The sequence below is a fragment of the Streptomyces sp. NBC_00513 genome (genome assembly GCF_041431415.1).
In the GTDB taxonomy this organism is placed as follows: domain Bacteria; phylum Actinomycetota; class Actinomycetes; order Streptomycetales; family Streptomycetaceae; genus Streptomyces.
Genome location: NZ_CP107845.1, coordinates 1,521,588 through 1,543,184, shown reverse-complemented (window position 1 = coordinate 1,543,184; position 21,597 = coordinate 1,521,588). Strand labels below are relative to the sequence as shown.

Sequence of the window (21,597 nt, the reverse complement as noted above, 5' to 3'; positions counted from 1 at the left end):
CGGGCGTTGAAATCCTCCGGACGTGCGGGGTCGCGGTGGTCGCCGGAGCGGTCGTGGTCCGGGAGCGCGAACATCCCGTGAACGGGTTGCTACATATGCCCGATCTGCCCGACAAAGCGGCGAGGATTGGTCTTGACCAAGGTGGTGTGCCGTCCTATCGTCGCAGGGATAGTGCAGGAACCTTTAATAAACAAGGGCGCGGAACTGCGGTGCGGAACTGCCGCTGGGACACGGCGATTGCATCGATTGCAGGAGGAGTCAGGGTGGGGACCACGCAGCTCGAATCGGTGCCGGAGCCGAAGTACTGGCACCTCAAGACCGTCCTCAGCGAAGCGCTCGACCGGGACTTCGCCGTCGGCGAGATCCTTCCGAACGAGCGCGACCTCGCCGCACGCTTCGGAGTCGCCCGCGCCACCCTGCGGCAGGCTCTGGAACAGCTCGAACTCGAAGGCCGTCTGCAGCGCCGGCGCGGTGTCGGCACCACCGTCGCCCCGCCGCGCGTCGGCGTCGCCGTCGGCGACACCGGCCACAGCTGGCCCGGCGAGAGCGGCGACGGCTGGGAGGCCACGGACGCGGTCGAGGCCGTGCCGCCGGCCGCCGTACTGAAGCTCCTCGGTCCCGACTTCGCCGCCGACCAGCCCGTACACATCGTGCGCCGGACCAGGGTCACCCAGGGGCAGGCTCTGGCCGCCGAGCTGCTGTACGTGCCGGCCCAGTCCGTGCCCGGACTCTCCGCCATCGACGCCCCGGCCGGACCCGCCCGCGCCCGCGCCGTGATGCGGGAACTCCAGCGGCTCGAGCTCGACGGCCAGGACCGCTCCGTGGAGCTCGGCTCCGCCCGCGCAGACGACGCCAAGGAACTCGACCGGCTGCCCGGCGCCCCGGTGCTGCTGGTGACCACGCGCTACATCACCGCCGGCGGCACGGCTGCCGTCGCGGTGGCCACCTACCGTGCCGACACATGCCGCCTGACCTTCGGCGACTCGGGAGTCGAGATCACCGAAACCCGCGCCGCGTCCTGACCCGCAAAGCTTCTCCCCGGGACGAGGACCGCCCCGGGCCGCCTGGCGGGATCGCGCCTGGACGCCGGGCGGGATCGCCCCGGGCCGCCTGGCGGGATCGCCCCGGGACGCCCGGCCTGCCTGCGGGGCGGCGTGCTTCTCCCGACATGGTGGGCCCTTTCGCACGGGGTACACAGGTCGTACGCGGTACGCAGGTCGCACGATGTACGTACGTCGCGCGGGGCACGTAGGTCGTGCGGGGCACCTAGGTCGCGCGATGCGCACCCGTTGTACGGAGCGTGTACGTCGTACGGGGCGCACCCTTCGTACGAGGCAGATACGCCGCACGCACGCACGACTATGGCCCGGGGAGCCTGCGCGCCGGGCCGTTCTCGTCTCTCGGGCGTTTTCCCCGGCGCAAGTGGGTTGAGGGTTCCGGCGGTGGCAGCGGTGGCGGCATTGGCGGCCTCAGGAGCTTCCGGGCGCCTCGGCATCCCTGGCGCGCCGGGTGCGGCCGAGAACGATGCCATGCTATCGCCGTGGACCGGGTTGCCACCCGGAGCCGGGTTGTCTCGGCCGGTCGGATAGCGGGTCGCTCGGCCAGCCGGCCAGCCAGCCGGTCGGTCGATCGCTCGGTCGGCGAGCCGGCCGGTCGGGCAGCAGCCGGCCAGGGCAGGGTCCCGGGCCGGAGTCACCCCGCGCCCCGCAGTGGTGCGCAAGGCAGCGGCGCAGAAGCGAACGCCGAGCCGCCCGGCGCGCACGCGGTATCGCCCCAACACATGCTCGGATCGGGGCGAGGCGGAACGCCCCAAGGGGCCGGGGTGCTCGCCCGAGGGCGGGTCACCGCGCTGCCCGGGTCGACAGCGCCGGTGTCAGCTGCGCCGGGCCGTCACCGTCTTCTCCACCGCGAACAGCTCCTCCTCGACGTGGTCCAATGCCAGCCGCAGCGCCCCGGTGGCCACCGCCGCCTCGCCGAGCAGAGACTGCACCACCCGAGGCGGGCGCAGGCAGTACCGCTCCAGTTCCCGGCGCAAGGGCTCCAGGACCCCGTCCAGCCCGGCAGCCCAACCGCCCACGACCACCAGTTCGGGATCCATCGCCAGAACCAGCGCGGCCACGTCGTGCACCAGCCGCTGGAGGAACCGTTCCACGGCGGCGACCGCCCGGGAGTCCCCCCGCCTGGCCATCGCGAAAACCTCGGCCACGGCCGGCTCGTCGAGCGGGTGCAGCGGTTCGCCGGTGGTCGACAGCAGCTTCTCCGGCGTGACCTCCCGCCCCAGCAGGTGCAACGCGCCGATCTCGCCGGCCGCTCCGCCGTAGCCGCGGTGCAGTCGGCCGCCGATCAGCGAACCGGCGCCGGGGCTGAGGCCCGCCATCACGAACACCATGTCGTCCGTGTCCCGCGCCGCACCCTTCCAGTGCTCCGCGACCGCCGCGGCGTTGGCATCGTTCTCCACCTGTACCGGGCAGCGGAACGAGCGCCGCAACCTCTCGCCGAGCGGCAGCCCGGTCCATCCCGGCAGGGCGGTCCCGAGGCGGACCGTCCCGTCAGCCTCCACGATTCCGGGACTGCCCACGCCGACGGCCCGCAAGGAGTCCCGTGGCACACAGGAGCGCCGCAGCAGATCGGCCACCGCCGACCGGACCCGTTCCAGCCGCTCATCGGCCGAAGCGGACTCGGCGACGTCCTTGGTGCCCGCGCCGATCACCCGCCCGTCGAGGCCGGACAGCAGGACGGCGATCCGGTGCGAACCGATCTCGATGCCGAGCAGATGTCCCGCCTCGGTCCGGAAACGGAACCGTCTGGCCGGCCGTCCCTGTCGACGCACGCCCTCCTCGGCTTCGGCCTCCACCACGAGCCCCGTGCCGATCAGCCCCTCCACCACACCCTCCACGGTCGGCCGGGAGAGTCCGGTGACCCGTGTGAGGTCGGTGAGGGTCGGCGATTCGGCCGCGCGCAGGGCCCGCAGCACCACCGCCGAATTGATCCGTCGGAGCAGAGAGGGGTCCCCGCCGGTCAGCTGCCCCAACGTGTGTCCTCCCAGCTAGCGGCCCTGTCAGCCGGATCGTACTGCGCACTCGCCGCAACGGCGAGAAGTGGCCCCCCATCGGCCGGAATCAGCCCTTCCCGTCAAGCCGGGGCGACGAATCCGGACTCGTAGGCGGTGATGACCGCCTGGGTCCGGTCGCGTGCGCCCAGCTTCGCCAAGATCGCACTGACGTGGGACTTCACGGTCTCCGTGCCGATGATCAGCTCCGCCGCGATCTCCACATTGGTCAAGCCGCGGGCCATCAACCGGAGCACCGCCTCCTCTCGCTCGGTCAGCGCGGCCCGTTCCAACACCGCCCGCGCCTTGTGATTTCCGTACTCCGCCGCCAGGGCTCGCACGGCGGCCGGGAAGAGCAGCGTCTCGCCCTCCGCGACGAGTCGGACCGCGTGCACGATCTCCGAGGGTCGGGCCCGCTTCAGCAGGAAGCCGTCAGCTCCGGCCCGCAGAGCCTGGTAGACGTACTCGTCGTTCTCGAACGTCGTCACCACGAGGATCTTCGGCGGTGAGTCCACGGACCGGAGAACCGCCCGCGTCGCCTCGATCCCGTCCAGCAACGGCATTCGCACGTCCATGGCGACCACGTCCGGTCGCAGCTGCCGGACGAGAGGAACCACGGAGGCCCCGTCGGCCGCCTCGCCCACCACGGTGATGTCGGGCTGTGCTTCCAAGACGGCGCGCAGACCCGCGCGCACCAGGGGTTCGTCATCGACGAGCAGTACGGTAACCGGCATTCGATCAGCGTATTCGGTCCAGCGGAAGGCGGGCGAACACTCTCCAACCGCCCGCGCACGGGCCGGTTTCGGCCTCCCCGCCGAGGAGCGCGGCCCTCTCCCGCATCCCGCGCAGACCGCTCCCGCCACCCGGCATGAAGGTAGGCCGTTCCGACAGCGGGTTCGTCACCTCCAGGTCCAGTCGGTCGGTGGTCATCTCGACCCGCACCCTCACGGGCACGGGACCGCAGTGCCGCAGCACATTCGTCAGCGCCTCCTGGAGAATCCGGTAACCCTCCCGGGTGACGGGACCGGGCAGTTTCTCCAGTGCCCCTGTCAGCCGGGCGTCCACCGCCGCACCCGAAGCACGGGCCGACTCCAGCAAGCGGTCCGCCTCCGCCAACGTCGGCCGCTGAGAGGGCGGCTGGGCGGACTCGCGCAACACCAGGAGCACCCGCTCCAGATCCTCCAGCGCGGCCCGGCCCGTCTCCTCGATGGCGTGGAGAGCACGATCGGTGAAGTCCGGGTCGCCGGCTGCCCGTGCGGCCCCCGCTTGCATGACCGCCACGGTCAGGGCGTGGCCGATGGAGTCGTGCAGTTCCCTCGCGATGCGGGTCCGTTCCAACAACTGCTCGGTCCGGGCCTCCAGCGCGGAGAGGCGCTCGGCCGCCGAAGGTCCCAGCAACCGACGGGCGATCGAGGTGATCATCTCCCCGAGCAGCACCACCACGACGATGAGTACGATCAACGGCACCGGGGCGAGCAGCGCGGCCATCCAGCGCGTCGGGGTGAACGGCACGGTCGGATTCGCGGACAACCGCTGCCCGAGCGCGGTCGCGATCAACTCGACCGCCATCAACGGAAGCACGACGGTCGCGAACATGGCGACACCGGCGACCACGAGACGTATCTCCAGCCACAACAGGGTCCGCCACCGGTCTCCCCACCGTGCCGACGGCGCGGTACCGATGACGCTGTCGGGGGAGCCGCGGTCATGCGGGGTCAGCAGGAACTGCGCCTGTAGTCCCTCGGCCAGCCTCACCCACGGCACGAACCCGAACGGTATGACGATCAACAACGGCATCCACGGCCAACGGGGGTTGACGAACATCCAGATGGCGAGCAGAAGCAGCGGTACGCACAGATGCAGCCAGCGGGAGTAGGTCACCGGTCGCAGCGGTGCGCGGAGCAGTCGGTACATGGCTCCATCGTGGCAGCGCGAAGGTCATCTCCGTCTCCCCCACGTGGGGGAGACGCCACCCTCGCATGGGGGAGGGAACGGTGTGGGGCCGGCGGTGAATCTTGAGGCATGAACCGCGAACCGAACCGCATCGAGATCCGCGAACTGACCAAGGACTACGGCACCACACGAGTCGTGGACCACCTCACCTTCGATGTCCTGCCCGGCCGGGTCACCGGTTTCCTGGGCCCCAACGGAGCCGGGAAGTCGACGACCATGCGCCTGCTGCTCGGGCTCGACCGGCCCACGGCCGGCACCGCCACCATCGGCGGGATCCGGTTCGCCGACCTGAGAGACCCGCTGCGCCAAGTCGGCGCTCTACTGGATCCGCAGGCAGTCCACGGAGGACGCACCGCCCGGGACCACCTCCTGGCGCTCGCCGTCAGCAACGGCATCGCGGCAGCGCGGGTGGACACGGTGTTGGAGCGGGCCGGGCTCGCCTCGGTGGCCCGGCACCGGGTCAAGACGTTCTCCCTGGGCATGCGCCAGCGGCTGGGCGTGGCCGCCGCGCTGCTGGGTGATCCGGGGGTCCTCCTGCTCGACGAGCCGACCAACGGCCTCGACCCGGAGGGCATCATCTGGATCCGCGAGCTGATGCGCTCTCTCGCCGCCGATGGCCGCACCGTCCTGGTCTCCAGCCACCTCATGGCCGAGACCGCCTCGTTTGTCGACCACCTGGTCGTCGTCGGGCAGGGCGCGTTGTTGGCCGACCTGTCGATGAAGGACTTCATCGACTCCCGCAGCACCCCCAGGGCAAGACTGCGGACTTCCGACCCCGATCGGCTGCGAGCGGCGCTGGCCCGTGAGGGTTTCGAGCCGGTCAACGCCGCAGACGGGTGCTGGACGGTCGACGGCATACGTGCCGAGCAGATCGGGAGCCTCGCCGCCCGCGAGGGGGTACCCCTGCTCGAACTCGCGGATGAGCGAGCCTCCTTGGAACAGGCCTATCTGGAGCTCACGGCCGCCCGCGCCCAGTTCTCGGCGACCCTCGTCTGAGGATCGCCCGCCCCCAATACCATCCTTGATGGAGATCGGAGCGCATGTCATGACCGCCGCTGCCTTGCCCAACATCCGCGTTCTGTACTCGGAATGGATCAAGATACGTTCCTCCCGAGCGGCCATCGGCTCGCTGACCGCGGTCTTCCTCGCCACGGCCGGCATCACGGCGCTCACCGCCGCCGCGATCGGAACGGCCGAAGAGGGAGCCATGGGCGACGACCGGCTGCTCGGTGCCTTCTACGGAGTCAACTTCGGTCAGATAGCCGCCATTGCCTTCGGGACCACGGTCTTCGCCGGGGAGTTTCGCAACGGAGCCCTGAGGGTCTCGCTCACGGCCGTGCCCAACCGGACCCGCCTCTATCTCTCCAAGGTGGCCATGATCGCCGGACTAGGGTTCCTCATCGGCCAGATCACCGGCGTCGTCACCTTCGTCGCCGGACAGGCCTTCATGGGGAAGTACGCCTTGGGGCTGGGTGACCCGGGCGTGCTGAGGGCCATGTTCGGGAGCGGGGTCTACCTGACGCTCATAGCGCTTCTCGCGGCCGGACTGACCGCGCTGGTGCGCAGTGGCACGCTCGTGATGAGCCTGCTCATACCCTTTGTGCTGATCCTGCCCTTCGTGGTCGGTCAGGTGGCGGGAGGAGCGGGGCAGTTCATGCCGGACCGTGCCGGTCAGATGGTCATGCGGGCGGCGACGGACGGCTCACTCGGTCCCTGGACCGGCCTGGGGGTGGCCACGCTGTGGTCGCTGCTGGCCCTGGCCGGAGGCTGGCTCGCGGTGAGCCGTCGGGCAGCATGACGCCAGGCCAGTTGTCAGTGCCTCCCGAGATACTGACGGCATGACCACGGCAGAGCATCTCGATACGATCGACCGGCTCCGGGGACAGCCCTTTCCCACCGATCCGGTCCGGTTCGACAGGCACGGCAGTGGCCCGAGCCATCATCTGGTCCAACTCGCGGAGACCCGGGACTTCTGGGAGGACGACGGGTCGGCTCGGATCGAGGTGGGTGACCAGATCAGCGCCGAGTACGGCGCCCTGGTGCAGGTCTTGACCGGCCGCTGGGGGACACCGCAGGTGTTCACTCTGGACGGGACGATGCGGCGGGGTCTCGACGGGGAGTCGATACCGGAGCCGTGGGACAAGCTCGCCAACGACGCCGATCACGTTCACCTCTGGCGGGCGGGCGACCGGTGGCTCGTGGTCTACGCGGCCCGCAGAGCGACCGAGGACCCCTTCAGGTTGATGGCCGTGGTTACTGTGGTCGACCCGCCGTAGGGGTGATGCGAGACCGGGACACCCGAGACCTGGTTGCCGGGTCGGGGACTGGTGAGGGAGCGGGCCCTGAGAACTCCCCGGCCACTCCACCGTGCCGGACGGCGTCACGTCGCTGCCGGACGCGCATCGACCCGGACACGGATCGGCCCGGACACGGATCGGCCTGGCCCGACCGACCTCGAACGCGGACCCGGCCCGACCCCGGACCGAGCCGGCCCGACCCGAACGCGGCCCCGGCCCGGCCCGGCCCGACCCGTCCCCGACCCCGACCGACCCCGGCCCGACCCGGATCCGCGAGGCTCGGTCAGGGGGTTTCGGTGGCGGCGCGGAGTCGGGCGTACTCCTGGGCCATGGACTCGGCGGTCCAGTGGGCGTTGAGGCCGCTGGGGTTGGGCAGGGCCCAGATGCGGGTGTCGCCGATGGTCCGGTCCTGGGGGCCGATCCGGGCCTTCCTCTCGCCGAAGGCCGTGCGGTAGGCGGTCACACCGACCACGGCCAGCCACTGCGGCCGCAGGAGCTCCACCTTGGCCGTCAGGATCCGACCGCCCTCACGGAACTCCTCGGCGTCCAGCTCGTCGGCGCGGGCCGTGGCACGGGCCACCACGTTCGTGATGCCGAGCCGGTAGGTCAGCAGCTCCTCCTGCTCGGCCGGGGCCAGCCGGCGCGGGGTGAAGCCCGACAGGTGAAGGACCGGCCAGAACCGGTTGCCGGGGCGGGCGAAGTGGTGGCCCGTGGCGGCGGAGAGGAGACCGGGATTGATCCCGCAGAACAGCACACGCAGACCGCCCGCGACCACGTCCGGGAGGACGCGGTCGCGGGCGGCGGCAAGCTCGTCGGGGGTCAGAGGATCGACCCCGGCGCGTACCCGGCGGCCTCCGGGTGCTGCTTGGAGATGGCCTCGACGCGGGAGACCACCGTCGCGACCTGGTCGCCGGCCGCACCCGTGAAGGACAGCTTGTCGGCCATCAGGGCGTCGAGCTGAGCGCGGTCCAGCGGCATCCGCTCGTCGGCGGCCAGCTTGTCCAGCAGTTCGTTGCGCTCGGCGCCCTGCTCGCGCATGGCGAGCGCGGAGGCGACCGCGTGCTCCTTGATGACCTCGTGTGCGGCCTCGCGGCCCACTCCGGCCCGCACCGCGCCCATGAGGACCTTGGTGGTGGCGAGGAAGGGCAGGTAACGGTCGAGTTCACGGGCGACGACCGCCGGGAAGGCGCCGAACTCGTCGAGGACGGTCAGGAAGGTCTCCAGCAGACCGTCGAACGCGAAGAACGCGTCCGGCAGGGCCACGCGGCGAACGACGGAGCAGGAGACGTCGCCCTCGTTCCACTGGTCGCCGGCCAGCTCGCCGGTCATCGAGGCGTAGCCGCGCAGGATGACCATCAGGCCGTTCACGCGCTCGCAGGAGCGGGTGTTCATCTTGTGAGGCATCGCGGAAGAGCCGACCTGACCGGGCTTGAAGCCCTCGGTCACCAGCTCGTGGCCGGCCATCAGTCGGATGGTCTTGGCGATCGAGGACGGGGCGGCGGCCAACTGCACCAGGGCGGTGACCACGTCGTAGTCGAGCGAGCGCGGGTAGACCTGGCCGACGGAGGTGAAGGCCTGGGCGAAGCCGAGGTGGGCGGCGATGCGCTGCTCCAGGTCGGCGAGCTTCGCGGTGTCGCCGCCGAGCAGGTCGAGCATGTCCTGGGAGGTGCCGACCGGGCCCTTGATCCCGCGGAGCGGGTAGCGCTCCAGGAGGTTCTCCAGGCGGTCGTAGGCGACCAGCAGCTCGTCGGCCGCGGTGGCGAAGCGCTTGCCCAGGGTGGTGGCCTGTGCGGCGACGTTGTGGGAGCGGCCGGCCATGACCAGCTCGGCGTGTTCCGCGGCCAGCTTGGCGAGGCGGGCGAGCACGGCGACCGTGCGGTCACGGGACAGTTCCAGCGAGAGCCGGATCTGGAGCTGCTCGACGTTCTCGGTGAGGTCGCGGGAGGTCATGCCCTTGTGGACGTGCTCGTGACCGGCGAGGGCGTTGAACTCCTCGATGCGGGCCTTCACGTCGTGCCGGGTGACCTTCTCGCGCTCGGCGATGGAGGCGAGGTCGACCGTCTCCAGAACGCGCTCGTAGTCGGCGAGGGCGGCGTCCGGAACCTCGATACCGAGGTCCTTCTGGGCGCGCAGCACGGCGAGCCACAGCCGCCGCTCCAGCGTCACCTTGTACTCGGGGGACCACAGGACGGCGAGCTCCGCGGAGGCGTAGCGGCCGGCCAGGACATTGGGGATGCGGGGCTTGGCTGTCACGTGGAGTGATTCTACTTGGGCCGCCGCTGTGCGTTTACGCAGGTAGGGGACCCACCTCGGATTGTGCCTTGCTACGAGAGCCGATCCGTGGCCGAGGGCGTGTACGGCAGCAGCTCTCCGCGCTTCGCCGCCCGCCCGTCGCCCGACGAGCGGCCGGTCAGTCGGCGCCCGATCCAGGGCAGCAGGTGCTGCCGGGCGAACCGGAGGTCCTCGGTCCTGCGAGCCGGCCAGCTCGCCGCGGCCGAGGGCGCGAGATCGGCCCGCCACTCGTCCTCGGGCGGCAATCCCAGGCTCTGCCAGACGGCCTCCGCCACCCGGCGGTGCCCCTCGGCCGTCAGGTGCAGCCGGTCGACGTCCCACATGCGCGGGTCCGCGAGCACGGGCGCCCCGTACAGGTCCACCAGCAGCGCGTCGTGCCGCGTGGCGAGCTCGTCGAGGATGGCGAAGAGCTCCTCCATGCGGGGGCGGAAACGATCCATCACCGGCCCGTTGCGCCCCGGCGAACGCATCAGGACCAGCGTCTTGCAGGAGGGGGCCAGCAGTTCCACGGCCTCCTCCAGGTGTCCCCGTACCCGGCCCATGTCGACCTTGGGTCGCAGCGCGTCGTTCAGGCCGCCCACGAGCGTCACCACGTCGGCGCCCATCGCCGCCGCCATGGGCGCCTGTTCTCCGGCGATCTGGCCGATCAGCTTCCCGCGGACCGCGAGGTTCGCGTAGCGGAAGTCCGGCTCGCGGGTCGCGAGGCGTGCGGCGAGCAGATCGGCCCAGCCGCGGTAGGAGCCGTCCTGGAGCAGGTCGGACATGCCCTCGGTGAAGGAGTCACCGATCGCGACGAAACTGGTGTAAGACGCATTCATCTCCATGGCGGGAGCGATGATACCGCGCGGTATGCCGGCCCCGTTCGGTCGGGGGCCGTACGGGGCACGGGATCCCGGGACACGGGCATCAGACGCCGGTCACGTGGACGCCGGCCTGCCGAACAGCTCGCGCAGCACGTCCTCCATCGTGACCAGGCCCGTCATGACGCCGTCCTTGCCGAGCACCGCCGCCAGGTGGGTGCGGCTGCGCCGCATGGCGGTCAGCACGTCGTCCAGTGGGGTCTCCGCCCGCACCTGGGCGATCGGGCGCAGCTCGGACAGCGGGAAGGGGGCGTCCCGCTCGGCCACGTCCAGCGCGTCCTTGACGTGCAGGTAGCCGAGGATTCGATGCTCCGCGTCGATCACGGGGAAGCGGGAGTAACCGGACTCGGCGGACAACCGTTCCAGGCCCGCCGCGGAGATGCCCTCGCGCGCCGGGACCACCCGGTCCGACGGCAGCACCACATCGGTGACCGGGCGACGGCCCAGTTCCAGGGCGTCGTGCAGTCGCTCGCTCGCGCGGCCGTCGATCAGTCCGGCGTCGCTGGAGTCCTTGACCATCCGGGCCAGCTCGTCGTCCGAGAAGGTCGCCGCGACCTCGTCCTTCACGTCCACCCGCAGCAGGCGCAGCAGGGCGTTCGCGAAGGCGTTGATCGCGAAGATCACCGGTCGGAGGGCCTTCGCCAGGGTCACCAGCGGCGGCCCCAGCAGCAACGCGGTGCGCACCGGCTCGGAGAGTGCCACGTTCTTCGGCAGCATCTCGCCGAACAGCATGTGCAGGTACGTCGCCAGGGACAGCGCCACCACGAACGAGATCGCGTGGGTCAGCCCGGCCGGTACCCCGACCAGGTCGAACAGCGGCGTCAGCAGGTGGGCGATGGCGGGCTCGGCCACCACGCCCAGTACCAGGGTGCACAGCGTGATGCCCAGTTGCGCCGCCGCCATCAGCGCCGACAGGTGTTCCAGGCCCCACACCACGGCGCGGGCGCGCCGGTCGCCCTGCTCGGCGTACGGCTCGATCTGACTGCGCCGGACCGAGATCAGTGCGAACTCCGCGCCGACGAAGAAGGCGTTCACGACCAGCGTCGCCAGGCCGATCAACAACTGGATGGCGGTCATCGGGTCTCCTCCGCACCGTCGTTGTCGGCGGACTCGACCGGCGTGTGCAGGAGCACCCGCGCGGCCCGACGTCCGCTCGCGTCCACCACGTCGAGCCGCCAGCCGTCCAGTTCCATGCTGTCGCCGACGGCGGGGATCCGGCCCAACTCGGTGGCCACGAGACCGGCCAGCGTCTCGTACGGGCCGTCCGGCACCCGCAGTCCGATCCGCCGGAGCTGGTCGGTGCGGGCGGCGCCGTCGGCCGAGTACAGGGCCCGTCCCGAGGCGTCCGTGCCGGCCGGGGCCAGGTCCGGGGTCTCGTGCGGGTCGTGCTCGTCGCGGACCTCGCCCACGACCTCCTCGACGATGTCCTCCAGCGTCGCCACACCGGCCGTGCCGCCGTACTCGTCGATGACCACGGCCATCGTCTGCCGGCCCGACAGCCGGTCCAGCAACCGGTCCACGGTCAGGGACTCGGGGACCAGCAGCGGCTCGCGCAGCAGGCGCTCCACCGGGTACCGGTGTCGCTCCTCGGCGGGCAGCGCCAGTACGTCCTTGATGTGCACCGTGCCGACGACGGTGTCGAGGCTGCCCCGGTAGACGGGGAAACGCGACAGGCCGGTGGCCAGGGTGGCGTTCGCCACGTCCTCGGCGGTGGTCTGCACGTCGAGGGCGGTGACCTGGACGCGCGGGGTCATGACGTTCTCCGCGGTCAGGTCGGCCAGGTTCAGGGTCCGCACGAACAGCTCGGCGGTGTCCTTCTCCAGCGAGCCGGCCTTCGCGGAGTGCCGGGCCAGGGCGACGAGTTCCTGAGGGCTGCGTGCCGAGGCCAGTTCCTCGGCCGGCTCCAGGCCGATTCGGCGGACGAGGTGGTTCGCGGTGGTGTTCAGATGGCTGATCAGCGGCTTGAAGGTACGGCTGAAGACCCGCTGCGTGGTGGCCACGCGCTTGGCGATGGCGAGCGGCGAGGAGATGGCCCAGTTCTTGGGCACCAGTTCGCCGACGACCATCAGGACGACGGTCGACAGGACGGTGCCCACGATCAGGGCGGCGGAGGAGGCTGTCGCGGCCGACAGGCCCATGGCCTCGAAGGGGCCCTGGAGCATGGCCGAGATCGAGGGTTTGGAGAGCATGCCGATGACCAGACCGGTCACGGTGATGCCGAGTTGGGCGCCGGAGAGCTGGAAGGTCAGACTCCGGACGGCTGTCAGGGCGCTGTCGGCCCCGCGTTCGCCGCGTTCGACGGCGCGTTCGAGCTCACTGCGCTCGACCGTCGTCAACGAGAACTCGGCCGCGACGAAGACTCCGCAGGCCAGGCAGAGCAGCAGCGCCACGATGAGCAGGAGCACTTCGGTCATCGGTCGGTCACCTCCGTTCCATGATCAGACAGGAGGAGAGGGGTCGCGCGATGTGCGGGTACCGGGGGCTCGCCCATGGACGGACGCTCACACCTTTCTTTCAGGTCGTTCGAGCGGAACACTTGACCACATGGTAAAGGAAAGGCAAAGGGGAGGGATCGTGCTTTTGGTGCCCGTTCCTCGGGTGATGGGATCCCGAGCATGGACGATCTTCACATCGGACCCGCCTCCCCGCCAGACCTCGCCGAGGTACTGGCCTTCTGGAAGACGGCCGCCGAAGGGACAAGCATCTCCGACGACCTCGCCGGAATCGAGCTGCTCCACGCCCGTGACCCGCACGCCCTCCTCCTCGCCCGCCGCGACGGCGGGCTCGTCGGCACGGTCATCGCCGGCTTCGACGGATGGCGCTGCCACCTGTACCGACTCGCCGTCCACCCCGGACACCGCCGGCAGGGCATCGGCGCGGCGTTGCTCGCCGCCGCAGAGGAGCGGTTCGTCGCCCTGGGCGGGCGGCGCGCGGACGCGATGGTGCTCGATCGCAACGAGCGGGCGCACGGGGCCTGGGACGCGGCCGGATACCACCCCGAGGACCACTGGACCCGCTGGGTCAAGCCGCTCGACCACCGATCCGCATAGCGGTCGGCGACCGGCACGGGACCCGAAGAGACGCCCGGTCCTCGGCTCCTAGTCCTCCACGCGACGGGCCGAGCCGATGACGCAGTACGAGGTGGGGAGCGCCGGGCCGCGTTCCGGCAGCCGGAACGCGCGGTGCGAGACGATCCGGAAACCGGCCGCCTCGATCGCGGCGAGCGGGTCACGGGCCGTGTGACAGCCGCCGAAGAGCCGGGGCCAGACGGTCCGGTCCAGCGTCCGTTGGACGGCGGCCATGCCGGGACCGGGCGCCAGACCGTGTTCGAAGAAGCGCAACTCGGCGTCGGGGCGAAGCACCCGGTGCAGTTCCGCGAGGGCGCGGGGGAGGCTGCGTACGGTGCACAACACCAAGGAGGCCACGGCCACGTCGAAGGCCTCGCTCTTGACCGGCAGCGCCTCGGCGACGCCGGGCACGAGGTCCACCGGGACTTCGGCGCGCCGCGCGGCCGCCGCCGCGAGTCGGCGCAGGGAGCGCTCCGGTTCGACGGCTACCACCTCGGAGACGGCCCGGGGGTAGTGCGCGAAGTTGAGGCCGTTGCCGGCGCCGATCTCGATGACACGACCGGACACACCGTGCAGCAGTTCCTCGCGGAGCGGGCCGATGCCGCCGCGGGTCTCGGCGGCGGTGCTGAGGCGGGCGTAGAAACGGGCGAAGTGCGGGTGGTGGACCGGGTCGGAGGATCGGCGGGGCATGGCGGGCCTCCAAGCGGGGGTGGCGGCTGGTGCGGGTGCCCTGCCGGGCTGTTCCCCGCCTCGGAGGGCCGCGAAACCGCGCGGGCGCACAGTCGTCCGGGGGAGCACGGCCGAACGCCCGCCGCCGCGCGGCCCCGCGCCGCCTTCCCGCGTCACGCCCCCACGCCGCGACGGGAGCCGCCGGTCCATCCGCCTCGGGCGCCGGAACGACCGGCGCCTCGTGCTCCCGCGCAAGCGCCCAGGGCTCCCGCGCAAGCGGCGCCTCGGGCTCCCGCGCGACCTGCGCCGGTCGGCGGTCAGGGCTGCCAGGTCCGCAGGAACTCCGGTTCCGACCAGGTGCCGTGGAGCATCGGCCCCAGCCACGTGGGGGCCGCCGTACGGAACTCGGCCGGGGCCAACGCGCCCGAGCCCTGCGGGACGGCGCCCATCAGGGGGACACCCGCGGACTTCGGCAGGTCGGCGAGGTTGCACCGCGAGGCCAGGTCCGGATCGGCGGGCCAACTGCCGACCACCACGCCCCACGGGGTCAACGACCGGGCCCGCAGGGCCTCGGCGGTGAGGGTGGTGGCGTTCAGCGTGCCGAGCCCCGCCGGGGCGACGATCAGCACGGGGGCGTCGAGCAGGCGGGCCGCGTTGGCCAGGGTGTTGCCCTCCTCGTCGAAGCGGACCAGCAGCCCACCCGCCCCCTCGACCAGGACCAGGTCGTGGGAGAGGTCGAGCCGGTGCGCGGCCTCGGCGACGGCTCGGGGCGAGACCGGGGTGAGCCCCGAGCGCCGGGCCGCCGTGTCGGGCGCCAGGGGCTCGGGATAGCGGGCCAGTTCCTCGGCGGTCACGGACGGACCGGCCAGCCGGGCGACTTCCGCCGCGTCGCCCGGTTCGTCCGGACCGACGCCGGTCTGGGCCGGCTTGAGCACCGCCACGGTCAGGCCGGCGGCCGTCGCGGCCGTCGCTATGGCGGCGGTCGTCACCGTCTTGCCGATTTCCGTACCGGTGCCGGAGATCATCAGGATCGTCATGTGGGTCAGCCCTCCCGGGCCGCTGCGCACGCCGCACGGCAGATGCGCGCCACGTCGGCGTCGCCCGTCACGAACGGAGGCATCGTGTAGATCAGATCGCGGAACGGGCGCAGCCAGACCCCTTCCCGGACGGCCGCCCGGGTGGCGGCGGCCATGTCCACGGGGTGGTCGAGCTGGATCACGCCGATCGCGCCGAGGACCCGGACGTCCCGTACGCCGGGAAGCGCCCTGGCCGGTTCCAGGCCCGCCACGAGGCCGGCTTCGAGGCGCTTGATCTCCCGTTGCCAGTCCTGGCTCAGCAGCAGGTCGATCGAGGCGTTCGCCACCGCCGTCGCCAGCGGGTTGCCCATGAACGTCGGCCCGTGGGCCAGCACGGGCACCTCGCCGCGGGAGATCCCGTCGGCCACCCGCTCGGTGCAGAGCGTCGCGGAGAGGGTGACGTATCCGCCGGTCAGGGCCTTGCCCAGGCACATCACGTCCGGGGTGATCCCGGCGTGTTCCGCCGCGAACAGCGCGCCCGTGCGGCCGAAGCCGGTGGCGATCTCGTCCAGGACGAGGAGGACGTCGTACTCGTCGCACAGGTCCCGGAGCACGGCGAGGTAGTCCGGGTTGTGGAACCGCATCCCGCCCGCGCCCTGGACCACGGGCTCCACGATCACGGCCGCCAGTTCGTCGGCGTGCGCCGAGATCAGGGAGCGCAGGTGGGCCACGTACGAGGGGTCCACCGGCACGTCGAACCCGGCCGGAGGGGCGTCCGCGAACAGTTGCCGCGGCAGTTGCCCCGACCACAGCTCGTGCATTCCGCCCTCGGGGTCGCAGACGGCCATCGGCTGCCAGGTGTCCCCGTGGTAGCCGCCCCGCCAGGTGAGCAGGCGGGTCTTGCCGGGCCGGCCGACGGAGCGCCAGTACTGGAGGCACATCTTCACGGCGACCTCGACGGCGACCGAACCCGAGTCGGCCAGGAACACGTGCTCCAGGCCGGCCGGGGTGATCTCGACGAGCCTCGTCGCGAGACGGACGGCGGGCTCGTGGGTGAGCCCGCCGAACATGACGTGCGACATCCGACCCAACTGGGCGGTCACGGCCTCGTTCAGCACCGGGTGGTTGTAGCCGTGGACGGCCGACCACCAGGAGGACATGCCGTCGACCAGCTCCTCGTGCCCCTCCGAGGGGGTCGCGAGCCGCAGCCGGACACCCGAAGCGGAGGCGACGACCAGCGGATCCTGCCTGCCGGGCATCGGGCCGTACGGGTGCCAGACGTGCTGCCGGTCCAACGCGACCAGGTCGGCCGGCGGCAGCGCGTCCGGCGGGTCTTGTCGATCGTCCGGCGGGAGGTGCTGATCAGGCATTGGGGGCGATGTCCGTCCCCGCGCCACGTCGACGCACCGACACCAGGTCCGAGCGCACCTCACCGGGCTCCACCCGGGCGCGGGAGGCAGCCGCCGGCTCGGCGTGCCCCGAGCAGCCGCCGCACGCCGAACCGCAGCCCGCCGCCTCGGCGGAGTCCGCGGTCCCGGAAGGGCCACAGAGCGATGCGCCGCCGCCGTGCGAACCGCAGCCCCCGGCCGCGGCGGGCGCCGCCGCCGCGTCGGCGCGGTGCGTGGGCAGGGTCGTCGTACCGGCGCCCTCCACCTCGAAACCGGCGTCCGCGATCATGTCCAGGTCGGCCTGACCGGCCTGGCCCTCACTGGTCAGGTAGTCGCCGAGGAAGATCGAGTTGACCAGGTGCAGGGCCAGCGGCTGCATGGAGCGCAGGTGCACCTCGCGCCCGCCCGCGAGCCGGACCTCGACGTCGGGGCAGACGAACCGCACCATCGCCAGGATCCGGAGGCAGCGCTGCGGGGTGAGGTTCCACTCCTTGGCCAGCGGCGTGCCCTCGAAGGGGATCAGGAAGTTGACCGGCACCGAGTCCGGGTCCAGCTCGCGCAGCGAGTAGACGACGTCGACGAGGTCCTCGTCGCTCTCGCCCATGCCCGCGATCAGGCCGGAGCAGGCGGACAGGCCGGCGGCCTGCGCCTTCTGCACCGTGTCGACGCGGTCCGCGTACGTGTGGGTCTTGGTGATCTGGCCGTACGTGGCCTCGGAGGTGTTGAGGTTGTGGTTGTAGGCATCCGCACCCGCGTCCTTCAGACGCTCCGCCTGACCGTCCGAGAGCAGACCCAGGCAGGCACAGACCTCGATGCCCTCGTTCTGCTCCTTGATCGCCTCGATCGTCTTGCCGACCCGGTCCACGTCACGGTCCGTCGGACCGCGTCCGCTCGCCACCAGACAGACCCGCTTGGCCCCGCCCGCGACGCCGGCCGCGGCGGCCTGGGAGGCCTCCTCGGGTTTCAGCCACGTGTACTTGAGGATCTCCGCCTTCGAACCCAGGCGCTGGGAACAGTACGAGCAGTCCTCCGGGCAGAGGCCCGACTTCAGGTTGACCAGGTAGTTCAGCTTCACGCGACGGCCGAACCACTGGCGGCGTACCTTGCCGGCCGCGGTCACCACGTCGAGCAGTTCGTCGTCCGAGGTCGCCAGTACGGCGAGCGCCTCTTCGCGGGTCGGCAGCTCGCGCCGCAGCCCCTTGTCCACCAGGGTGTTCAGCAGGTCCATGACGCTGATCCTGGCCCACACCGGTACTCCCGGCCAAGGAGAGATCAGACAACATGGCCAGATCGGAGTGTGTGGATCGCCACATCTGCCCCGCGAGCGGCGGCGGCTAGGGTCGAGCAGATCTGTCGACAGCCGACAAAACGCGAGGACCGCCGATGACCGAGCACACCCCGGAGCCCGAGGACGTCTTCGCCTGGATCGACGGCGAGGAGCGGGCACGTGAGCAGGCAGGACTGATGCGGACCCTGCGCCCGAGGCCGTCCGACTCGCCGCTCCTGGACCTCGCCGGCAACGACTACCTGGGTCTCTCCCGGCATCCCGAGACGATCCGCGGCGCGCGGGAGGCGGCCGAGCGCTGGGGCGGGGGAGCCACTGGATCACGCCTGGTGACGGGTACGACCGAGCTTCATGCCCGGCTCGAGGAGGAGCTGGCGGCCTTCTGCGGGTTCGAGGCGGCACTGGTCCTCTCCTCCGGGTACGCGGCCAACCTGGCGGCGGTCACCGCCCTCAGCGACCGGGACACGCTCGTCGTCTCCGACGCGGGGAACCACGCCTCGATCGTCGACGGCTGCCGCCTCTCGCGGGCCCGGATCGCGGTCACCCCGCACGGCGACGCGGATATCGCGCGCAAGACGCTCGCCGGGCACGAGGGCCGTGCCCTGCTGGTCAGCGACTCGGTCTTCTCCGTGGACGGGGACGCCGCCCCGCTCCGCGCGTACGCGGCGGCCTGCCGCGACGAGGGCGCGGCACTGGTCGTGGACGACGCCCACGGGCTCGGTGTCCTGGGCGAGGGCGGCCGGGGCGCGCTGCACGCCGTCGGGTTGGCGGGCGCGCCCGGCGTGGTCGCGACGATGACCCTGTCGAAGTCCCTCGGCAGCCAGGGCGGGGTCGTGCTCGGCCCGGCGAAGGTGATCCGACACCTGATCAACACGGCCCGGACCTTCATCTTCGACACCGGGCTGGCTCCGGCCGCGGCGGGCGCGGCGCTCGCGAGCCTGCGTCTGCTCCAGCGGGAACCGGAGCGGGCGGACCGGGTGCGGGAGGTGGCCACCGCGCTGTACGGGCGGCTCACCGCGTCCGGCCTGGCCGCGGCCAGGCCGGACGCGGCCGTGGTGTCGGTGCGGGCCCCGTCGGCCTCGGCGGCACTGCGCTGGGCCACCGACTGCCGTGAGGCGGGACTGTTCGTGGGGTGCTTCCGGCCGCCGTCCGTACCGGACGGCATCTCCCGGCTGCGGCTGACCGCCCGGGCGAATCTCACGGGGGAGGAGATCGACCGGGCCGTCGAGGTGATCCTTCGTACCGCTCCCGCCGGAGCCGCGGGCCTGTAGTGCGGGAGCGATCCGTACGGGCGTCAGACGTGTGCGTCCGCCCGTACGGATGCGAGGAAGCCCTGCCAGGCCGGCCCGGTGAAGAGCACGGCCGGGCCGTCCGTCCGTTTGGAGTCACGGACGGCCAGCAGGCCGCCACCGAGGACGGCCGCTTCCACGCAGTTGTTCATTCCGGTGCTGCGGCTGCTCCGCCGCCACCGCGCGCTGATCAGAAGTCCGCTGGTGGATAAGGGGGTTGCGGACACGGGGGTGCCTCCTTACGCGTCGTCAGCGATGGAGCTGATGAGATCCGACGAGTCCTGCGGCGGGAGGGCGTGCGCCTGGATGGTGCGGAACGCGGCGCTGTACGCCTCGAGGTCTTCCTTCCGCTCCAGATAGAGGCTACTCGTCAAATGGTCGAGGACCACCACATCCAGATCGGCGATGCTCGGAAATGAGAAGATGACGAACGGTCCGGTAAGGCCGAGATGACCCCCCACGCTGAACGGCAGTACCTGGAGCCGCACTTGGGGCAACAGAGCCACCTCCACCAAATGTCGCAGCTGCTCCTCCATCACCCCCGGCCCCCCGATCTGGCGCCGCAGCACCGCCTCGTCCAGTACGGCGCTCAGCTGGAGCGGCGGATCGGCCCGCAACACCGACTGCCGGGCCAGCCGTACGTCGACCAGCGCGTCCACCTTCGGCTCGGGCAGCCCGCCCAGGGCCGCCCTGGTCACCGCGCGTGCGTACCCGGGCGTCTGCAACAGACCCGGAACCACGGAGAGTTCCACCGTCCGGGCGGCGCGGGCGCCGGCCTCCAGGCTGATGAAGTCCCGGTACTCCTGCGGCAGCAGCCCCCGATAGTCGTGCCACCACTGCCGGCCGCGCGCGGCGTCGCCCGCTCCCGAGCCCGCCGCCGAGGCGCCGAGGGCCTCCAACAGGGCCCGCTGCTGCGTGCTGACCACATCACCGTAGGCGTCGAGCAGCAGTCGGATGTCCGCTGTCTTCGCGCCACTGCGACCCGTCTCGATGCGGCTGATTTTCGACTGATGCCATCCCACGATCCGGGCCGCCTCACCGCTGGTGAGTCCGGACCGGTCACGGAGCGCACGCAGTTCCTCGCCGAGCTTGCGTCGGCGCACCGCGGGACCGTGCTGCATACCCGCTCTCCTTCCACCGGCACAGCTCGCACCAGTCTGCCGTCCGAATACGCTCTTGCGTAGCAGAGTTCACCGCATTGAGCGACAGATATATGCATATCTTGGGAGATCGGCAGAAACGGCGGCACGATGGGTGACACTCTGGCGCTCAGCGTAGATCCGGGACGGTTACGCCCCGGTGGGAAAGGGACGTCGCCATGGCAGATCACCAGGAAGCATCCGTCACTCTGCCGAGCGACCCGGCCTCGGTCGCCGCTGCCCGCCGGTACGTCGCGGAGGTGCTCGGCGACTGGGGACTGCCCGACGAATCCGAGACGGCCGACACCGTGCGGCTGATCGTTTCGGAACTCGCGACCAACGCGGTCCAGCACACGCGCGGTCAGTCGCCCACGTTCACCGTCGACGTCCGGCTGGAGCGCGGTGAATGGCTGCGCGTCGGCGTGACGGACAGTCACCCGCGCCATCCCCGGCGGCTCCCCGCGGCGGTCCAGCAGGACAACGGGCGGGGCATGGTCATCATCCGCTGGCTGGCCGCCGAGGCGGGCGGGCGGCTGTCGGTCACCCCGACCGAGGACGGTGGCAAGACCGTGTGGATCGCGCTGCCGTGGACCGTGGTCGCCGCGACGACGGCCCCCACCGGCTGCTGACGCGACCGGCCCGCGGGCCGGGGAGGCGGCGAGCCGAGGGCCCCGCGGGGCGGGGCCCCGCGACGACCCGACTCAGGAGCCGGCGCGCTCCTCGGCGCTGCGCTCGATGCACAGTTCGTTCCCCTCGGGGTCGGCGAGCACGACCCAGCCGAGGACCCCGTCCTCGTCCCGCCGGTCGTCCACGATCCGCGCCCCGAGCCCGGTCAGCCGCGCGACGGTCTCGTCGCGCGTCCCGGTGGGCGGCTGGATGTCCAGGTGGACCCGGTTCTTCACGGACTTGGCGTCCGGCACGCGGATGAACAACAGACCCGGGACACCGGGCTGTCCCGGCTCCAGCAGGATCTCGTCGTCGCCCTCCACGTCGTCCGGATGGATCGGGTAACCGGTCACGGCCGACCAGAACTCGGCGATCTTGTAGGGGTCGAGGGCGTCGAAGGTGATGTGGCGGACCGGGTTGAGAAACATGACTCTCCTCGAAGGAAGCTTCCGTATACGGAACCTGGCGGAGGCGCCGCGCCGGGCGAACCGGGTGCCTCCACGAAACGTGCGTTAACGCGGCGGAAAACTACGGACCCTAGCGTGGGCGTCCGCGGCCTTCCGTCAATGATCACCCATGCGCCGGCAAAGCGACGGTGATCGGAACGGAAAGCCTCCCTCTGCGTT

The 21,597-nt window shown here is 71.5% G+C and carries 22 protein-coding genes; 7 read left to right on the top strand and 15 right to left on the bottom strand.

Annotated elements, in window-relative coordinates; all coding sequences use genetic code 11:
• Positions 1–263 precede the first annotated feature (263 nt).
• Positions 264–1,022, top strand: a complete 759-nt coding sequence (locus OHA84_RS07305; protein ID WP_053683251.1) for a GntR family transcriptional regulator — start codon at positions 264–266, stop codon at positions 1,020–1,022.
• An 851-nt stretch (positions 1,023–1,873) separates the two neighbouring features.
• On the opposite strand, the gene OHA84_RS07300 is transcribed toward OHA84_RS07305, so the two are convergent.
• The 3 genes from OHA84_RS07300 to OHA84_RS07290 all read right to left on the bottom strand — a co-directional run bounded on the left by OHA84_RS07300 (position 1,874) and on the right by OHA84_RS07290 (position 4,963).
• Entirely contained in the window at positions 1,874–3,031 is a 1,158-nt protein-coding gene (locus OHA84_RS07300; RefSeq protein ID WP_266972540.1) for an ROK family transcriptional regulator, read from the bottom strand.
• Between the two features lie 101 nt (positions 3,032–3,132).
• A complete protein-coding gene (locus OHA84_RS07295; protein ID WP_053683255.1) occupies positions 3,133–3,783 on the bottom strand; it encodes a response regulator transcription factor in 651 nt (216 codons plus the stop codon).
• Between the two features lie 4 nt (positions 3,784–3,787).
• On the bottom strand, positions 3,788–4,963 hold the full coding sequence (locus tag OHA84_RS07290; RefSeq protein WP_266972541.1) for a sensor histidine kinase: 1,176 nt from the start codon (positions 4,961–4,963) through the stop codon (positions 3,788–3,790).
• A gap of 108 nt (positions 4,964–5,071) precedes the next feature.
• Here OHA84_RS07290 and OHA84_RS07285 point away from each other — a divergent pair, with 108 nt between their 5' ends.
• Genes OHA84_RS07285 through OHA84_RS07275 form a run of 3 tightly spaced genes read left to right on the top strand, consistent with a single transcriptional unit; the run spans position 5,072 to position 7,278 of the window.
• The gene (locus OHA84_RS07285) at positions 5,072–5,998 is read left to right on the top strand and encodes an ATP-binding cassette domain-containing protein (RefSeq protein WP_266972543.1); all 927 of its coding nucleotides are present in this window, start codon (positions 5,072–5,074) and stop codon (positions 5,996–5,998) included.
• Positions 5,999–6,047: 49 nt separating this feature from the next.
• A complete protein-coding gene (locus OHA84_RS07280) occupies positions 6,048–6,800 on the top strand; it encodes an ABC transporter permease (protein WP_266972545.1) in 753 nt (250 codons plus the stop codon).
• A gap of 40 nt (positions 6,801–6,840) precedes the next feature.
• Complete coding sequence (locus tag OHA84_RS07275) at positions 6,841–7,278, top strand: hypothetical protein (protein WP_266972547.1); 438 nt, start codon at positions 6,841–6,843, stop codon at positions 7,276–7,278.
• A 304-nt stretch (positions 7,279–7,582) separates the two neighbouring features.
• Here OHA84_RS07275 and mug read toward each other — a convergent pair whose 3' ends face one another.
• From mug to OHA84_RS07250, 5 genes are all read right to left on the bottom strand, one after another.
• Positions 7,583–8,122: a G/U mismatch-specific DNA glycosylase gene (gene mug, locus OHA84_RS07270; RefSeq protein ID WP_053683264.1), complete on the bottom strand. Its 540-nt coding sequence runs from the start codon at positions 8,120–8,122 to the stop codon at positions 7,583–7,585.
• Positions 8,119–9,552 (bottom strand): adenylosuccinate lyase, encoded by a 1,434-nt coding sequence (purB, locus tag OHA84_RS07265; RefSeq protein WP_266972549.1) that lies wholly within the window; start codon positions 9,550–9,552, stop codon positions 8,119–8,121. The genes mug and purB overlap by 4 nt, the downstream gene beginning before the upstream one ends.
• 71 nt (positions 9,553–9,623) lie before the next feature.
• Entirely contained in the window at positions 9,624–10,415 is a 792-nt protein-coding gene (locus OHA84_RS07260) for an SGNH/GDSL hydrolase family protein (RefSeq protein WP_266972551.1), read from the bottom strand.
• A 93-nt stretch (positions 10,416–10,508) separates the two neighbouring features.
• Positions 10,509–11,528 (bottom strand): hemolysin family protein, encoded by a 1,020-nt coding sequence (locus OHA84_RS07255; RefSeq protein ID WP_266951671.1) that lies wholly within the window; start codon positions 11,526–11,528, stop codon positions 10,509–10,511.
• A complete protein-coding gene (locus tag OHA84_RS07250; RefSeq protein WP_266972553.1) occupies positions 11,525–12,865 on the bottom strand; it encodes a hemolysin family protein in 1,341 nt (446 codons plus the stop codon). The genes OHA84_RS07255 and OHA84_RS07250 overlap by 4 nt, the downstream gene beginning before the upstream one ends.
• A 201-nt stretch (positions 12,866–13,066) precedes the next feature.
• Here OHA84_RS07250 and OHA84_RS07245 point away from each other — a divergent pair, with 201 nt between their 5' ends.
• The gene (locus OHA84_RS07245; protein ID WP_053683274.1) at positions 13,067–13,501 is read left to right on the top strand and encodes a GNAT family N-acetyltransferase; all 435 of its coding nucleotides are present in this window, start codon (positions 13,067–13,069) and stop codon (positions 13,499–13,501) included.
• A gap of 48 nt (positions 13,502–13,549) precedes the next feature.
• Here OHA84_RS07245 and OHA84_RS07240 read toward each other — a convergent pair whose 3' ends face one another.
• The 4 genes from OHA84_RS07240 to bioB form a co-directional block, all read right to left on the bottom strand.
• The gene (locus tag OHA84_RS07240; RefSeq protein ID WP_053683276.1) at positions 13,550–14,209 is read right to left on the bottom strand and encodes a class I SAM-dependent methyltransferase; all 660 of its coding nucleotides are present in this window, start codon (positions 14,207–14,209) and stop codon (positions 13,550–13,552) included.
• 296 nt (positions 14,210–14,505) lie between these two features.
• The gene (gene bioD, locus OHA84_RS07235) at positions 14,506–15,225 is read right to left on the bottom strand and encodes a dethiobiotin synthase (protein ID WP_266972556.1); all 720 of its coding nucleotides are present in this window, start codon (positions 15,223–15,225) and stop codon (positions 14,506–14,508) included.
• A gap of 5 nt (positions 15,226–15,230) precedes the next feature.
• Positions 15,231–16,574, bottom strand: a complete 1,344-nt coding sequence (locus tag OHA84_RS07230) for an adenosylmethionine--8-amino-7-oxononanoate transaminase (RefSeq protein ID WP_266972558.1) — start codon at positions 16,572–16,574, stop codon at positions 15,231–15,233.
• Positions 16,567–17,820 (bottom strand): biotin synthase BioB, encoded by a 1,254-nt coding sequence (bioB, locus tag OHA84_RS07225; protein WP_266972560.1) that lies wholly within the window; start codon positions 17,818–17,820, stop codon positions 16,567–16,569. The genes OHA84_RS07230 and bioB overlap by 8 nt, the downstream gene beginning before the upstream one ends.
• Before the next feature lie 155 nt (positions 17,821–17,975).
• On the opposite strand from bioB, the gene OHA84_RS07220 reads away from it, so the two are divergent.
• Positions 17,976–19,148, top strand: a complete 1,173-nt coding sequence (locus OHA84_RS07220) for an 8-amino-7-oxononanoate synthase (protein ID WP_266972562.1) — start codon at positions 17,976–17,978, stop codon at positions 19,146–19,148.
• 23 nt (positions 19,149–19,171) lie between these two features.
• Here the strand turns inward: OHA84_RS07220 and OHA84_RS07215 are convergent, their stop codons facing one another.
• Complete coding sequence (locus OHA84_RS07215; RefSeq protein ID WP_053683286.1) at positions 19,172–19,393, bottom strand: DUF397 domain-containing protein; 222 nt, start codon at positions 19,391–19,393, stop codon at positions 19,172–19,174.
• A 12-nt stretch (positions 19,394–19,405) separates the two neighbouring features.
• A complete protein-coding gene (locus tag OHA84_RS07210; RefSeq protein ID WP_053683288.1) occupies positions 19,406–20,287 on the bottom strand; it encodes a helix-turn-helix transcriptional regulator in 882 nt (293 codons plus the stop codon).
• 197 nt (positions 20,288–20,484) lie between these two features.
• Between OHA84_RS07210 and OHA84_RS07205 the strand changes: the two genes are divergently transcribed.
• Positions 20,485–20,934, top strand: a complete 450-nt coding sequence (locus OHA84_RS07205) for an ATP-binding protein (RefSeq protein ID WP_053683289.1) — start codon at positions 20,485–20,487, stop codon at positions 20,932–20,934.
• A 72-nt stretch (positions 20,935–21,006) separates the two neighbouring features.
• On the opposite strand, the gene OHA84_RS07200 is transcribed toward OHA84_RS07205, so the two are convergent.
• On the bottom strand, positions 21,007–21,399 hold the full coding sequence (locus OHA84_RS07200) for a VOC family protein (protein ID WP_053683291.1): 393 nt from the start codon (positions 21,397–21,399) through the stop codon (positions 21,007–21,009).
• Positions 21,400–21,597 lie beyond the last annotated feature (198 nt).